Source organism: Bradyrhizobium sp. WSM2793 (genome assembly GCF_000379585.1).
In the GTDB taxonomy this organism is placed as follows: domain Bacteria; phylum Pseudomonadota; class Alphaproteobacteria; order Rhizobiales; family Xanthobacteraceae; genus Bradyrhizobium.
Genome location: NZ_KB902783.1, coordinates 36,043 through 49,952, shown reverse-complemented (window position 1 = coordinate 49,952; position 13,910 = coordinate 36,043). Strand labels below are relative to the sequence as shown.

12 protein-coding genes and 1 pseudogene are annotated in these 13,910 nt (G+C 62.3%); all 13 read right to left on the bottom strand.

Annotated features, from left to right (window positions below; genetic code table 11):
• The 13 genes and pseudogenes from A3AS_RS0118365 to A3AS_RS0118305 all read right to left on the bottom strand — a co-directional run bounded on the left by A3AS_RS0118365 (position 1) and on the right by A3AS_RS0118305 (position 13,694).
• Positions 1 to 1,212, bottom strand: coding sequence for a TrbI/VirB10 family protein (locus A3AS_RS0118365; RefSeq protein ID WP_018319034.1), 1,212 nt, complete (start codon positions 1,210 to 1,212; stop codon positions 1 to 3).
• A complete protein-coding gene (gene trbG / locus A3AS_RS0118360; RefSeq protein ID WP_018319033.1) occupies positions 1,209 to 2,243 on the bottom strand; it encodes a P-type conjugative transfer protein TrbG in 1,035 nt (344 codons plus the stop codon). Before trbG ends, A3AS_RS0118365 begins: the two co-directional genes overlap by 4 nt.
• Complete coding sequence (trbF, locus tag A3AS_RS0118355; protein ID WP_018319032.1) at positions 2,240 to 2,923, bottom strand: conjugal transfer protein TrbF; 684 nt, start codon at positions 2,921 to 2,923, stop codon at positions 2,240 to 2,242. The genes trbG and trbF overlap by 4 nt, the downstream gene beginning before the upstream one ends.
• A 98-nt stretch (positions 2,924 to 3,021) precedes the next feature.
• Positions 3,022 to 4,252, bottom strand: a pseudogene (trbL, locus tag A3AS_RS0118350) (P-type conjugative transfer protein TrbL).
• Positions 4,249 to 4,617: a putative entry exclusion protein TrbK-alt gene (gene trbK-alt / locus A3AS_RS0118345; RefSeq protein ID WP_018319031.1), complete on the bottom strand. Its 369-nt coding sequence runs from the start codon at positions 4,615 to 4,617 to the stop codon at positions 4,249 to 4,251. The pseudogene trbL and the gene trbK-alt overlap by 4 nt, the downstream one beginning before the upstream one ends.
• Positions 4,614 to 5,345, bottom strand: a complete 732-nt coding sequence (gene trbJ / locus A3AS_RS0118340; protein ID WP_018319030.1) for a P-type conjugative transfer protein TrbJ — start codon at positions 5,343 to 5,345, stop codon at positions 4,614 to 4,616. The genes trbK-alt and trbJ overlap by 4 nt, the downstream gene beginning before the upstream one ends.
• Positions 5,342 to 7,783, bottom strand: coding sequence for a conjugal transfer protein TrbE (gene trbE / locus A3AS_RS0118335; protein ID WP_018319029.1), 2,442 nt, complete (start codon positions 7,781 to 7,783; stop codon positions 5,342 to 5,344). The genes trbJ and trbE overlap by 4 nt, the downstream gene beginning before the upstream one ends.
• Before the next feature lie 9 nt (positions 7,784 to 7,792).
• Positions 7,793 to 8,056, bottom strand: a complete 264-nt coding sequence (locus A3AS_RS0118330; RefSeq protein ID WP_018319028.1) for a VirB3 family type IV secretion system protein — start codon at positions 8,054 to 8,056, stop codon at positions 7,793 to 7,795.
• Positions 8,056 to 8,370, bottom strand: coding sequence for a TrbC/VirB2 family protein (locus A3AS_RS0118325; RefSeq protein ID WP_026202118.1), 315 nt, complete (start codon positions 8,368 to 8,370; stop codon positions 8,056 to 8,058). The genes A3AS_RS0118330 and A3AS_RS0118325 overlap by 1 nt, the downstream gene beginning before the upstream one ends.
• 1 nt (position 8,371) lies before the next feature.
• Positions 8,372 to 9,286, bottom strand: coding sequence for a P-type conjugative transfer ATPase TrbB (gene trbB, locus A3AS_RS0118320; protein ID WP_026202117.1), 915 nt, complete (start codon positions 9,284 to 9,286; stop codon positions 8,372 to 8,374).
• Between the two features lie 192 nt (positions 9,287 to 9,478).
• A complete protein-coding gene (locus tag A3AS_RS0118315) occupies positions 9,479 to 9,904 on the bottom strand; it encodes a CopG family transcriptional regulator (RefSeq protein WP_018319025.1) in 426 nt (141 codons plus the stop codon).
• 6 nt (positions 9,905 to 9,910) lie between these two features.
• The gene (locus A3AS_RS0118310) at positions 9,911 to 11,896 is read right to left on the bottom strand and encodes a conjugal transfer protein TraG (RefSeq protein WP_018319024.1); all 1,986 of its coding nucleotides are present in this window, start codon (positions 11,894 to 11,896) and stop codon (positions 9,911 to 9,913) included.
• Between the two features lie 34 nt (positions 11,897 to 11,930).
• Positions 11,931 to 13,694: a DUF3363 domain-containing protein gene (locus tag A3AS_RS0118305; RefSeq protein WP_026202116.1), complete on the bottom strand. Its 1,764-nt coding sequence runs from the start codon at positions 13,692 to 13,694 to the stop codon at positions 11,931 to 11,933.
• Positions 13,695 to 13,910: the final 216 nt, after the last annotated feature.

Below are 13,910 nucleotides of genomic sequence, written 5' to 3'. Positions count from 1 at the left end.
CTACCCTCCGTAAGGCGCAAGTATGAGGTCACGATTGACGACAACGCGAACAGGGAAGCCGGGTCGCACGGTCAGAGTGGGCTGGATGTTGAGACTGCGCCGAACGACCTGCTGTCCAGTCTGGTTCAGTGAGTCCGAGGCGCCGTGTCGCAATGCCTGGATGATTGCGCTGTTGTTGCTGTTGCTGTCCGAGCCGGCCCCCAGCTCGGTCCCGACCGCCAGAAATGTGGATAGAGCCGCAGCCTTGAACAGCTCGCCCCAGTGATTGTCGACCTGGTCTTCCAGGCCCGCGTAACCTGCGGAATCAGCGCCCGGCTGCCGCTCAAGAACGATGGAACGTCCATTCGGCATGATCAGCCGCGTCCAGACCAGCAGGACGCGGGACTGACCGAATGTGACCTGGCTATCGTAGATGCCGATCAGGCGCGCTCCCTGAGGCACAAGCAGAAAGCGACCGGTCGGCGTGTCATACACGTTCTCGGTGACCTGCGCAGTAATCTGGCCGGGCAGGTCCGACCGGATTCCCGTGATCAGGGCTCCCGGAATGATCGTCCCCGCCTGCACGATATATGGTGAAGCTGGCCTCGTGACACGGTCAGGACTGACTGTGCGACGGTCCACGCTTGCGCTGAGGAAGGCAAGCTTTCGGTCCTGGCCGTTCTGCCCAAATCCGTCGTCGGCTGAGTTCGTCGCGTTCGGCGAGGCAATACGGTCTGTTCCAACAGCCGCAGCGGCGGGCGGACGGACTGCTCCTCCGTTGGTCGCAGCGAACAAATGGCTGATGCGGGCTGCCTCGGTCTCTTGATCCCGGCGCTGCTGTTCCGGATCAGCGCCGATCGCCGGCGACTGACCTTGAGCGGCCAGAATCGGCCGGCCGAGGTCGCCGGGGAGCGGCGGACCAAGCTGCGGGACTGGCTGGCGCTGAACGCCGGAATAGTCCTTCGGCAGCGTCGTAATACCGTCGGCAACGTTGTGGTGGTCGGTGCTGTAAAGCTCGTCGGCCGCCTGGCTTCGAGGTCGACTGGACTGGAGCGACCACATCACGACTCCGCCCATGACGAGCAACACCACTGCGCTCCCTCCGGCCAGGACTTTCCGGGACAGCCGGGTCACGCGCGGATGCTCAGCTCTTAGCCGGAAGCTCCCAGCCCCATCCTCTTGTGTCGTTGGCGAGACAGATTGCTCGCTAATATTTCCATTCCCGACGCTCATGACTGCGGCCTCCCGTCGGTCCTGATAATCCTGACCTTCTGGTGGTGCTCACCGCCAAGCCGCAGTTCGGCGGCCGCAAACAGCCGATCGACAATCAACACGTTGCCGTAGGCGCGATAGTTCACGAGTTCGGTCTTGCCGTCCGGGCCGATGACAAAGAGAGGTGGCATCTCGCCTTGCACGATGCCTTGCGGGAATTCGATATAGACCTTGCGACCATCGTCATATGCGGCGACCGGCCGCCAGGGGGGACTGTCTCCGTCGATGGCATAGCGAGAGATACGCTGCGCCGGATCCGGAAGAGCTGGCTTCAGAGCGACCGGACGGGTTCGGTCGCGCACCGTTTCTGGATAGTACCAGGCGACAGACGGCATGTATGGCCGCTCGCGGGAGCGCAGTTCGATCAGGTACGTGCGCCGGTCGGTGTTGACGACCAGGTTGGTCTCGATCGATGCACGAGTCGGCTTTACCAGGATGTGGACGCGTCGTGTGTCGCCGCTCCCGCTCTCGGTGTCCCCCACGACCCAGCGGACGGTATCTCCAGCCGCGATGGGCCCCGATCCCGTCAACTGCTCTCCTTCCTCGAGCGCGATATCCGTGATCTGCCCGGGCGCGGCGTAAATCTGATAGAGCGCTCCTGGACTATACGCGTAGATTTGCGCTGCGTTAAAATACCCGCGTTTGCGCGGTTCGACCCGGGCTGCGCTGTTTGCCGTCTCAACCCGGTTCACGGGTTCTGGCTCTTCTTTCCCGGCCGACTTGCCGCCGAGAGCAGGCTTCCACAGGGGTGGAACATGAAGCGGCCGCGATCTGTCGTCGAGAGCCACCGGCGTCGCCGGTAACGGAGGCACTTCAGCGTCATAGCTGATCTCAGGCGGAATGTAGGTCGCGCACCCGCCGAGCGCCGACGAACAAACCAAGAGCGCGGACAGAAATGCTCCCCTCAAATTCACGAGGTCGGGCCAAGCCGATCTGAGTCTGCTTTGCCCGAAGGGATGCTTCGAATGAACGTCAGACGACGTCTTGGTCACTGACTCAACTCCTTTGACCAGTTGATGGCGCGGACATAGACGCCAAGGGGATTCTTGCGCAGGCGTTCGGCATCCCGAGGCGTTGCGATCACGATTGAGAGAATTGCAGTCCAGCGTTCAGTCGAGCTCAACGAGCCGTTGTCGTAGAGGCGCTGCGTCCACGCGACGCGAAAGCTTTCGGAAGACGCGCGAATGACGCTCGATACCTCGACGGAGACTTGCGCCTTACCCAATTTGGCAAAGGGGTCATTGTTGCGCGCGTAGTCATTGAGCGCAGCCGCGCCGCGATCGGTCGTAAAATCATAGGCCCGGAGCCAGTTCTGGCGCAGAACGATACCGTCGGCCGGGAGGCCTCTGACGTCCTCGATGAAGCGCGCCAGATGGTAGGCGATCTGAGCGTCAGTAGGTTGATAGTCGATGTTGGCCGGCGCAACCCTTTGGGCCTGACCGAAATGGTCGACTTCGACCACCCAGGGCGTGATCGAGCCCTGGCTCGATTGCCAGACGAGGCTACCTGCAAGACCGGCCGATAGCATTAAGCAACCGAAAGCCATCAGGCGCCAGTTCTTGGCTTGCACGCGCGCCGATCCAATGCGTTCGTCCCAAACCTGCGCCGCCTTTTGATAAGGCGTAATCGGCTCGGGCATTCGCCCGTAGTGAACAGAAGATCGTTTGAACATCGATAATGCCTCTTGGATCGAATGGTCGTTTCAAGTCGTGCGGCGTCCAGGTTCGAGGTGCTGCTCACGGCGGTTGGCGAAAGCGCATTGACTGGGGATCAGCGCTCTCCCTCGGACAAGTCGACCGAGGATCCGCTGCCACCCTGGTCGCCGGAGCGAACCGCGTGGCCGGCCGCCGACGCACCATGCCGAATGGTCTGGGCTCGCTTCATGCGTCGCGCCCAATGGGGCTGCCTTTCCGCCGAAGTAGTGGCGCCGTGCTCACCCGCTTGTCCACCTCCGCCGAATGCAGTCGCAACGCGACGCAACGGGCTCATGGCAGCCGAACCACCCGCCTCCGCCACGCCAGCAAGGCCGCCACTTCGGTAGGCCGCGGATACTCCGCTCAAAGCGGCACCCCCACCGTGAGCGGCGCCCGCCATCGCACCGCCCGCGAGACCGGCACCGCCGGCGGCTAGGCCCGCCCCCGCTGCAACAATGCCGCCAGCAGCAAGCCCTGTCCCAATCGCAGCACCGGCGCCGAGTTGGGGTCCACCGGACACGAGACCGTTTGCGATTCCGGGACCGAAGATACCGAGGCCTAGCAAGGAGAGCGCCGCGAGCACCAGAGTCATCGCGTCTTCAATGGTTGGTTGGCCGCCAGCAAAGCCGGAGGTGAATTGAGAGAACAGTGTCGATCCAATACCGACGATGACCGCCAGGACCAGGACCTTGATCCCTGAAGAGATGACGTTGCCCAAGACCCGCTCTGCCGCAAATGCTGTCTTCCCGAACAAGCCAAAGGGAATGAGCACAAAGCCCGCCAGCGTCGTCAGCTTGAACTCGATCAGGGTAACAAAGAGCTGTATCGCCAGAATGAAAAAGGCGAGCAGGACCACGATCCAGGCGAACAGGAGGACAATGATCTGGACAAAATTCTCGAAGAAGCTGATGTAGCCCATCAGGTTGGAGATCGAATCGAGCAGCGGTCGGCCGGCGTCGAGTCCGACTTGGGCGATCTTTCCCGGTCGCAGGAAATCTGACGCAGATAGGCTTGCGCCGGATGCTTTCAGTCCGAGACCGGCAAAGCTTTCAAAGACGATGCGCGCCAAGCTATTCCAATTGCGCGATGAGGTAGGCAAAGACGCCCACGAAGAGCGTCTTCTTGACGAGGCGCGCGATGATGTCCTCGTCCGTCCCACAACTCCAGAACAACGCGGCGAGCGTGATGTCGATCGCAGCAAGGGTCGTGGCGAGATATCCGACATCGCTCCCCAGCAACCCGAAGCCGTTGTCGATATAGCGCGTGAAGGTTTCCAGGAACTGGTCGATGATCCCCGTACCAGTCATGGCTTACCCGCATCAGGTGTCGCCAAGTTCGGATACCCTTGCAGGATCCGGCTTTGATCCTTTGGGACGGGCATCGAACTGGCTGAGTCATCTTGGCCGGAACGGGGGACGCCCTCCTTCCTGCCGAAGAAGCGACTCCGGTTTTCGGCCCAAACTTGCTGGCAATCGCGATAACGTACTGTATCGCCCGGAGTAACGCCGCGACAGCGCGCGAGGTCAGAGCTGACTGCATCGATCGTCTGCTCCGCCTTGGGGGCCGGCGAAGATTCCTCTCCGCCACGCAGCTGAATTGTGCAGGCAGCGACGGCCACCAGCCCGATCGTGGTCAGCAGCGAGAGCGCCTTGATTGCCTTTATGCCGGTCATCGATGGAACATCTGCACATTAGAGGACTGATAGCCCTGTCCTGGCGTCAGAAACCGCCTGAGCTGTTCTCGCCCCTGGTCCTGGGCCGAGGCACGCTGCGCCGCCTCAAGGCTCTGTGCCCTGCCCTGCGCGGCTACGGCAGCGGTGAGATCGGCGAGTTGTTGGGCTTGAAGTGCAAGTATCTGATTGCCAGCCTGGGTTGCCTGCAAGGCGCCACTGGCGCCCTGGCTTGATGTGACGAGCGCTGATGTCTGGATGCGGTTGGTATCGAGATTGCCGACGACGCCGGCCTGGACACGGAGCGCATCCTGCAATGCGGCCACAGAATTTTGCCATCGCGATTGAGCGTTGGCGACCAGCAACTGATTCGACTGGCCGCCACTGGCCGGCGCGTAGCTGGTCAAGAAGGCACGATCGATCTGCTGCACGTCGTAGGCGATCCGCTGAGCCTGGGACAACAATTGCTGGGTGCGCTGGATCGAGGATTGCAGTTGCTGCAACGACGAATACGGCAGGCGTGCCAGATTTTTTGCCTGATTGATCAGCATCAGCGCCTCGTTTTGCAACGAGGTGATCTGATTGTTGATCTGCTGGAGTTCCCGCGCGGCCGTCAGGACGTTCTGGACGTAGTTGTTGGGATCGAAGACGATCAGCGCCCGCGCGGGTGCGGTGGCGCCAAGCAAGAGCGCGACGGTGCCAACGGCCAACAAGAGGCCAAGACGTCTCATAGGGGTTTCTCCAGATTGACGAGATTGGGGATCAGATCCAGGGCCCAGGCCACGCCACGGTGCTGGAGCCAGGCCGGAACAAAGCCGTCAAGGCCATGTTCGGCGAGGAGGTCCGCGATGACAGTCTGGTCTGTCTTGGAGGAGGCGGCGGTGAATGCGAGCGCGACCTCGCCAAGGCCGAGTTCGAACATCCGGTTGCCGCGACGGGACTGGCAGTAATAGTCGCGTTTCGGCGTTGCCCGGCTCAGAAGCTCGATCTGACGGTCATTGAGGCCGAAGCGGCGATAGATGGCGGTGATCTGCGGCTCGATCGCCCGTTCGTTCGGCAGCAACAGGCGCGTTGGACAGCTTTCGATAATTGTCGGCGCGATCGCGGAGCCATCGATGTCCGAAAGCGATTGGGTGGCGAAGATGACGGACGCGTTCTTCTTCCGAAGCGTCTTTAGCCATTCGCGCAGCTGGCCGGCAAAATGATCGTCGTCGAGGGCAAGCCAACCCTCATCGACAATGAGAAGTGTCGGTCGGCCGTCGAGACGGTCCCCAATACGATGGAAGAGATACGCGAGCACGGCGGGAGCCGCGCTCGTTCCGATCAACCCTTCGGTCTCAAACGCCTGGACCGACGCCTCGCCAAGGCGCTCGAATTCGGCATCAAGCAGACGCCCAGAGGGACCACCCAGGCAATAGGGCTGCAGGGCACGTTTCAGAGGGTTTGATTGCAGGAGCACTGACAGGCCCGTCAGTGTGCGCTCCTGCATCGGCGCCGAGGCGAGAGATGTCAGCGCCGACCAAAGATGATCCTTGACCTCCGGGGTGATCTCGATCTTTTCCCGGGTAAGGATTGCGCAGATCCATTCGGTGGCCCATCCGCGCTCGGAGGGATCGTCGATCCAAGCCAGCGGCTGCAACGCAACGGGATGATCGCCTCCGTCGGACAACGCGCCGCCGAGATCATGCCAATCGCCGCCCATGGCCAGTGCGGCCGCCCGGATCGAACCGCCGAAATCGAACGCGAAGATCTGGGAGTTCGGATAACGCCTGAATTGCAGCGCCATCAGAGCAAGCAACACCGACTTGCCAGCCCCGGTCGGTCCCACCACCAGGGTATGGCCGACGTCGCCGACATGAAGCGAGAACCGGAATGGCGTTGATCCCTCGGTCTTGCCGAACAAGAGAGGCGGACCCTTGAAGTGCATATCCCTCGGCTCGCCCGCCCACACGGCCGACATCGGAATCATGTGCGCGAGATTCAGCGTGGAAACCGGAGGCTGCCGCACGTTGGCATAGACGTGCCCGGGGAGACTGCCGAGCCAGGCTTCGACGGCGTTCACCGTCTCGATCATGCAGGTGAAATCCCGACCCTGAATGACCTTCTCGACCAGTCGGAGCTTTTCATCGGCAGCCTCGGGATCGTGGTCCCAGACGCTAATCGTCGCCGTGACAAAGGCTTGTCCGATCTGATCCGAACCCAGTTCCTGCAACGCCGCGTCGGCATCGAGCGCCTTGTTGTGTGCGTCCGTATCGAGCAGCGTCGACGCCTCGTTGGTCATAACCTCCTTGAGGATGGCGCCGACGGATTTCCTCTTGGCGAACCACTGACGGCGGATCTTGGTCAGCAGCTTGGTGGCATCGGCCTTGTCGAGCATGATCGCGCGAGTCGACCAGCGATACGAGAATGCCAGGCGATTGAGGTCGTCAAGAATTCCTGGCGTCGTCGCCCCCGGGAAGCCGACGATTGTCAGAACCCGCAGGTTGGCTGAGCCCAACATCGGCTCGAGCCCGCCTGTCAGTGGCTGGTCGGCCAACAGCGCGTCGATGTACATCGGAATTTCGGGCACTCGAACGCGATGACGCTTGGTCGAGATCGTCGAGTGCAAGTAGGTCAGTGTATCCTGATCGTCGAGCCAGCCACATTCCGGCATGAAGCCTTCAACGAGCTGAAGCACGCGGTTTGTTTGGTCGATAAACCCGCGGAGGATCTCGCGTGCGTCGGCTTCGACGGTGCGGTCGCGGCCCTCGTAAAGTAGTTGCTCAGCCCTAGCGGCCCGTTCCTCCGGAGGCAGATAGAGGAAGGTTAGGAAGTAGCTGGACTCATAAAGAGCACCCGCCTCCTCGAACTGAGCCCCGCGTTCCGCGTCCACCAGTGCGGATGCGACATCAGGAAAGGTGCTCGGGGGATAAGCCCCGGCAAAATGGCGCTGCGCCTCGACGAATACGGCCCAGCCTGATCCTAGTCGACGCAGGGCATTGTTCAGACGGCCGGCAACGGCGACGAGTTCAGCCGACACCGCGCTGTCGAGGTCCGGCCCCCGGAGTTTTGCCGTTCGCTGGAACGAGCCGTCCTTGTTCAGGATAATCCCTTCGTCCACCAGGGCTGCCCAAGGCAGGAAGTCGGCGAGGCGAGCGCTGGAATGGCGATATTCGGCAAGGTTCATCATGACGAGAGCTCAGGTGTTGAGATGGCCGGGAATGCGCAGCTGCCGGCGCACCACGTCGACGAAAGCAGGATCGCGCTTGGCGGCCCAGACGGCGGCCATGTGGCCGACGAACCAGAGGACGAGGCCCGCGATCCACAGCCGAAGCCCAAGCCCAAGGGCAGCGGCAACCGTGCCGATGACGATTGCCACCGAGCGCGGAGCGCCACCCATCAGGATCGGCTCAGTAAGTGAGCGGTGAACGGGCACGACAAAACCTGCGACCGGTTCATCCATCAGATCACCACGCCGCCGCCGAAGGAGAAGAACGACAGAAAGAAGCTCGAGGCGGCAAACGCGATCGACAACCCAAATACGATCTGGATCAGCCTGCGGAAACCGCCTGACGAATCCCCGAACGCGAGCGTGAGCCCGGTCACAATGATGATGATAACGGCGATGATCTTGGCGACCGGCCCCTCCACCGACTGCAGGATCTGATTGAGTGGCTGCTCCCACGGCATGTTCGAGCCAGCAGCCCATGCAGGAGCTGTCATCAAAAGAACAATGCCGGAGGCAGCCGATGAAGCGATACCTAGAAAGCGACGCATGTCAGTCTCCTGCTGGTGAAAGGCTGTAGTCGCCGGCAGCACCAAGGCCCGTGACGAGGGCGAGCTCAGTGAGGCGTCGGTCAGCGCCACGCCCCGCGAGCACGGCGACCAGGTTGATGGTCTCGGCGATCAGGTTGCGCGGGACGGTGATGACGGCTTCCTGGATGAGTTGCTCGAGCCGACGCAGCGCACCAAGCGCGCTGCCCGCGTGAATGGTGCCGATGCCGCCGGGATGGCCGGTACCCCAGGCCTTGAGAAGATCGAGTGCCTCGGCACCTCGGACTTCCCCAATCGGGATGCGATCAGGTCGTAGGCGCAGCGAGGACCGAACGAGGTCCGATAGCGTGGCCACGCCATCCTTGGTACGCAAAGCGACAAGATTGGGCGCCTTGCACTGAAGTTCGCGCGTATCTTCGATCAGCACGACCCGATCAGCAGTCTTTGCGACCTCGGCCAGGAGCGCATTCGTCAATGTTGTCTTACCGGTAGACGTCCCACCGGCGACGAGGATGTTCTTCCGTGCAGCGACCGCTTTCTTCAGGATCCTGGCGTGCTCCGGGGTCATGATCCTTTGGGCAGCATAGTCGTCGAGCGTAAACACGGCGACTGCAGGCTTGCGAATGGCGAAGGCCGGTGCGGCAACGACAGGAGGCAAGAGACCTTCGAAGCGCTCGCCAGTTCCAGGCAATTCGGCCGAAACACGTGGCGCGCCGGCATGTACCTCGGCTCCCACGTGATGCGCCACCAAGCGAACGATGCGCTCCCCATCCGCTGCGGACAGGGTTTCACCTGTGTCAATCAGGCCATTTGACAACCGGTCGATCCACAACCTCCCATCCGGGTTGAGCATCACCTCGATGATCGCTTCATCTTCGAGGTAGCCGGCAATTGCAGGACCGAGAGCGCTGCGCAGCATGCGCGCACCGCGCAAGCTCCCCTCCGATTGAATAGAATGGATTGCCACCGTCGTCCCCACCCGATGAAAGCGCTCAAAGGCGCCCTCAGATGGGAGTGAATAGAAAAGGCACTCGATAAGTTATCGCAACAAGCCGCTGCCGTGATCGTAGGCCAGCGTAGAAAAAGAAGTGCTGGCGGGCTGCTCGTTCAATCAGGCTTCGTTGCCCGGCTCAAGACGGACGACATCTTCTGGAATTTCGCGCAGGAAATTCTGCCCCTTTTGCAGACGACGCCCGAGTGCCTCAACAAATCCTTCAAACCGCTCCCGGCCCTTTGCCTGCGCGGCCGCCTGCGCGTCGTTGGGTAGCGGCGGCGTGATTGTCAGCCAGAAGCGAATAAAAAGAGCCAAGGTTTCAGCCATCAGACCGACGTCCCGCTCCAGCCTCTGCACCTGACGCGACAGCCGATCGAGGCGCCGGGCGAACGCAGCCTCCCGCCTGTCCGCGCCGTCCGGTGACAGAAACGAAGCGACGGCCGCTTCCACGATGGCAGATCGGGACAGCTTCCTGCGATCGGCGAGATCCGAGATCTGCTTCAGAAGCTCCGGCGGGAAATAGACATTCATCCGGTCGCGCATGTTGCCTCAGAGCTCCATACCGTCATTCGGGTCCATGGTGACCTGTCGCGCGACGCCCCGCATTTGCTGACGCATGAGCCGGGACTGGCGGACAGCGTCCTCGTCATCGTCAAGAACGACGGCAAATTCTTCTGCCGGCGTTAGCTCCGACGTTTCCTTGACGATCGCGACGTGTTCGGGAAGTTCAGGCTCGCGACGGAGGCCGCTGTTCGCCGTGTCTTCCTCTGCTCGCCCCGTGTCGGTTGGAAGCGACGCCGGCTTCAGCGTTCCAGGCGTTGACCATCCGTCCGTTCGCGATGATCGACCGGATGCCGCCGGATCGGGGGCCGGTAGCACCCGCTCGGCAAATCGCCGATCCTCGTAGTACCGGGCCTTCTTGGCTCGGATCGGCGATATGCCCGCCACCATTACAATTTCATCCGCCGGCGGAAGCTGCATGACTTCGCCTGGGGTCAGCAGCGGTCTTGCCGTCTCCTGGCGCGAGACCATGAGGTGGCCCAGCCAGGGGTTCAATCGGTGACCGGCATAGTTCTTCATCGCCCGCATCTCGGTCGCCGTTCCCAGCGCGTCGGATACCCGCTTGGCGGTCCGCTCGTCGTTGGTCGCGAAGCTGACCCGAACGTGGCAATTGTCGAGAATGGCGTTGTTGGGACCGTATGCCTTCTCGATCTGATTGAGCGACTGCGCGATCAAGAAACTCTTGATGCCGTACCCCGCCATGAAGGCGAGCGCGGACTCGAAGAAATCGAGCCGCCCGAGTGCCGGGAACTCATCGAGCATCATCAGGACTCGATGCCGGCGGTCGCGCGCGTGCAGGTCCTCGGTCAGGCGACGACCAATCTGGTTCAGCACCAGACGGATCAGCGGCTTGGTCCGTGAGATATCCGAGGGCGGCACCACGAGATACAGCGTCGTCGGCCGGCTATCTGCGATCAGATCGGCGATCCGCCAGTCGCAACGACGGGTTACCTGGGCCACGACGGGATCGCGGTAGAGCCCCAGGAACGACATCGCGGTAGACAGGACTCCGGAGCGTTCATTCTCGGATTTGTTAAGTAGCTCGCGCGCGGTCGAGGCGACCACGGGATGGGCACCGTGCTCACCAAGATGCGGCGTCGTCATCATTGCCTTCAGCGTCGCCTCGATCGGCCGCTTCGGATCGGAAAGGAAAGCTGCGACCCCAGCCAAGGTCTTGTCCGCTTCGGCATAGAGGACATGGAGTATGGCGCCGACCAGGAGGGAATGACTGGTCTTCTCCCAGTGGTTCCGCTTGTCGAGCGAGCCCTCGGGGTCGACCAGGACATCGGCCACGTTCTGGACGTCGCGAACCTCCCATTCCCCGCGCCGGACCTCGAGCAGCGGATTGTAGGCCGACGACTTTGGATTGGTGGGGTCGAACAACAGAACTCGGCCATGCCGCGAGCGGAAGCCCGCGGTCAGCTGCCAGTTCTCACCCTTGATGTCGTGCACGATGGCAGAACCCGGCCAGGCCAGCAACGAAGGAACGACCAGGCCAACACCCTTGCCGGACCGGGTTGGCGCAAAACACAAGACATGCTCCGGCCCGTCATGGCGGAGGTAGTCGCGATCGAGCTTTCCCAGCACCACACCATCAGGACCGAGAAGTTCGGCCGCTCGAACCTCCTCCAGACCAGCCCAGCGCGCCGAGCCATAGGTCTCGACATTCTTGGCTTCACGGGCGCGCCATACCGACATGCCGATCGCCGCGGCGATCGAAACGACGGTCCCTGACGCCGCGATGAAGGCCCCCTCAACAAAGACCTGAGGTGCATAGGCGTCGTAGACGAACCACCACCAGAAGAAGACTGGCGGGTAATAGATCTTGAAGCCCAACAGTTCGAACCAAGGCCGTCCGAGCTCCGGTTGAAACGCAAGCCGCCAAGCCGTCCACTCGGTCGCTCCCCAGATGGCGAGCAAAACGATCAGGCCGACAACCATCACTTGGCCCCAGAGAATCTTGGTTCCGGACATCGCGAACGTCCTTCTGCAACTGAATTTGGGATGGCTAGAGGCCGAGGTCGCGCTTCCGACCAAACCCCCACTCGATGCCACCGCCCTCCTTCACGACGCCGGTGACATGTTGGCCGAGTCGCCTTTCGAGTTCGCGCGACCAAGGGACGAGCTGGAAGCCGAGCCCATTGTCGATCATGGCGAAGCGTCCCGAGGTGAGCGTCAGCCGCTGGCGATACGTGCCCGCCACTTGCTCCCCAGAGTCAGGCTTAACGTAAGGCAGGCGGGTCTCGGCCGAGGCTTTTGCGGCCACCTCGTCCAGTTCACGCCGGCGCAATGTGTTCAAGAGGTCGCGCTGCAGGATGATGCGTTGACCCTGCCGCCGCGCCAGGCCCTGCTGGATCAGGTGCTCGGTCCGGGCTTCCAAGGCGTCGCGGGTCTCGCGGCCGAATCCGCCCATGGCGAGCGGCATGGGGTCGAGTTCGACCAGCCTGTGGTCGAGCCAGGTCGCGCCTTTCGCGGTGACCTGCTCACCAAGATCGAGATCGGAACGAGTCGCGAGCACCACGGTCGGTCGCGGATCGCCGGTTTGACCGAAGCGTCGTACTTCGACGATGCCGCCATTCGGCGGTGCATGTTCGAAAACCTCGAGCCCTCGGAAGCGCACATGGTGAACGCGTCCGTCCGTTCCATCTATGAGGGCGTAGGCCTCGCCAGTCAGTTCGTCGTGCAATCCCCGGTCGACCAATCGTCCGATAATCTGGGGCGTCGGCTGTCCACCTTCGATGACGTAGTCGGCAATGCCGCGCGCTTCCCCACGCTCGGTCAAGGCGCGGTGCATGGTCTTGACGATGTCGCCGCGCATGCCAAGCTCGCGCAAGCTCCGCTCGGCTTCCAGCCCGACCATCCACTCCCCCGGCGCGGCGGAGGCCGCAAGGCCCATCTTCTCGAGATGTTGAAGGCGACCGATCATCAGCCGCCGGATCTCGGGATCGGACTGGCCAGGGATCTCCGGGCGAAGATCGATAGAGCCGGTCTCATCTGCCGCCAGCCGGATTTCCCGATCGAGCCGCGTCCATCGTTCCGCCGTGACTTCCCTCTCTAGTGAATTGCGGATCTCGTGCTCCGGTTTTGGACCGAGTTCAATGGCGACCAGTTCCTCAGCGCGCGAGCGCAGACCCTGGCTGATGTAGTCGCGAGAGATCACGAGATCCGCCCCGACCTCATCCACTCCCCGAACGAGAAGATGGACATGAGGATTGTCGGTATTCCAATGATCGACAGCCACCCAATCGAGCCGCGTGCCGAGATCGGCTTCCATCTGCCTGGCGAGGTCGCGGGTGAACGCCTTCAGGTCGGTCATGTCGCCGGCGTCCTCTGGCGAGACGATGAACCGGAAATGATGCCGGTCGTCCTTGCACCGTTCAGAGAAAGCCCCGCTATCGGCACGGTCGCTCCCCGCATCGAACATCTCGGCCCGTTCGCCGCTCCGGGTCACGCCCTCGCGCTTCAGATATGAAAGGTGGGCCGTCAGTGGCACTGAGCGGAAGGCTCGCCCTTTGTGCCGGACCACGCGCACCTTCACCACGACGCGCCGGGTCGGGCTGAACAATCTGGCGCGGCTAAAGGCGAGGCGCCCGCGGCCAAACGTGGAGCGCCCATGCGCCGCAGAGCGTCTGCCAGCCACAGCCTGCCCCGAGGTGTGTCCTGTTTTCTTCGCCGCCCGCAGCACCTGGTTGATGAAGCTCTTTTGCTTCGGCGCGCGGGTACTGCGGATACGCCCAGGCCGAATACGCAGATCGCTGTCGCCCACGCTCACGGCAGGGCCTCCCAACGATCAAAATCGCACATGGTGCCGAAGACGCCTTTGATTCCATTCGTCAAAATGCAAGGCACGGCACGCGCCCCGACCGACCGGCACGCCAGAACCCAAGCCATGCCAATGGCTTGCGGTTCGACCGGCGAGCCCCTTTTATCTCGCCGTCCTGCCGTCGTTGTCTCCCGGTCGCCGGTTCCCGACAGAGCCACTGCGACT

Coding starts and splice junctions, on each gene's coding strand:
- A3AS_RS0118365 (WP_018319034.1), bottom strand. CDS start 1,212: ATGAGCGTCGGGAATGGAAATATTAGCGAGCAATCTGTCTCGCCAACG.
- trbF (WP_018319032.1), bottom strand. CDS start 2,923: ATGTTCAAACGATCTTCTGTTCACTACGGGCGAATGCCCGAGCCGATT.
- trbK-alt (WP_018319031.1), bottom strand. CDS start 4,617: ATGACCGGCATAAAGGCAATCAAGGCGCTCTCGCTGCTGACCACGATC.
- trbJ (WP_018319030.1), bottom strand. CDS start 5,345: ATGAGACGTCTTGGCCTCTTGTTGGCCGTTGGCACCGTCGCGCTCTTG.
- trbE (WP_018319029.1), bottom strand. CDS start 7,783: ATGATGAACCTTGCCGAATATCGCCATTCCAGCGCTCGCCTCGCCGAC.
- A3AS_RS0118330 (WP_018319028.1), bottom strand. CDS start 8,056: ATGGATGAACCGGTCGCAGGTTTTGTCGTGCCCGTTCACCGCTCACTT.
- A3AS_RS0118325 (WP_026202118.1), bottom strand. CDS start 8,370: ATGCGTCGCTTTCTAGGTATCGCTTCATCGGCTGCCTCCGGCATTGTT.
- trbB (WP_026202117.1), bottom strand. CDS start 9,286: ATGCTGCGCAGCGCTCTCGGTCCTGCAATTGCCGGCTACCTCGAAGAT.
- A3AS_RS0118315 (WP_018319025.1), bottom strand. CDS start 9,904: ATGCGCGACCGGATGAATGTCTATTTCCCGCCGGAGCTTCTGAAGCAG.
- A3AS_RS0118310 (WP_018319024.1), bottom strand. CDS start 11,896: ATGTCCGGAACCAAGATTCTCTGGGGCCAAGTGATGGTTGTCGGCCTG.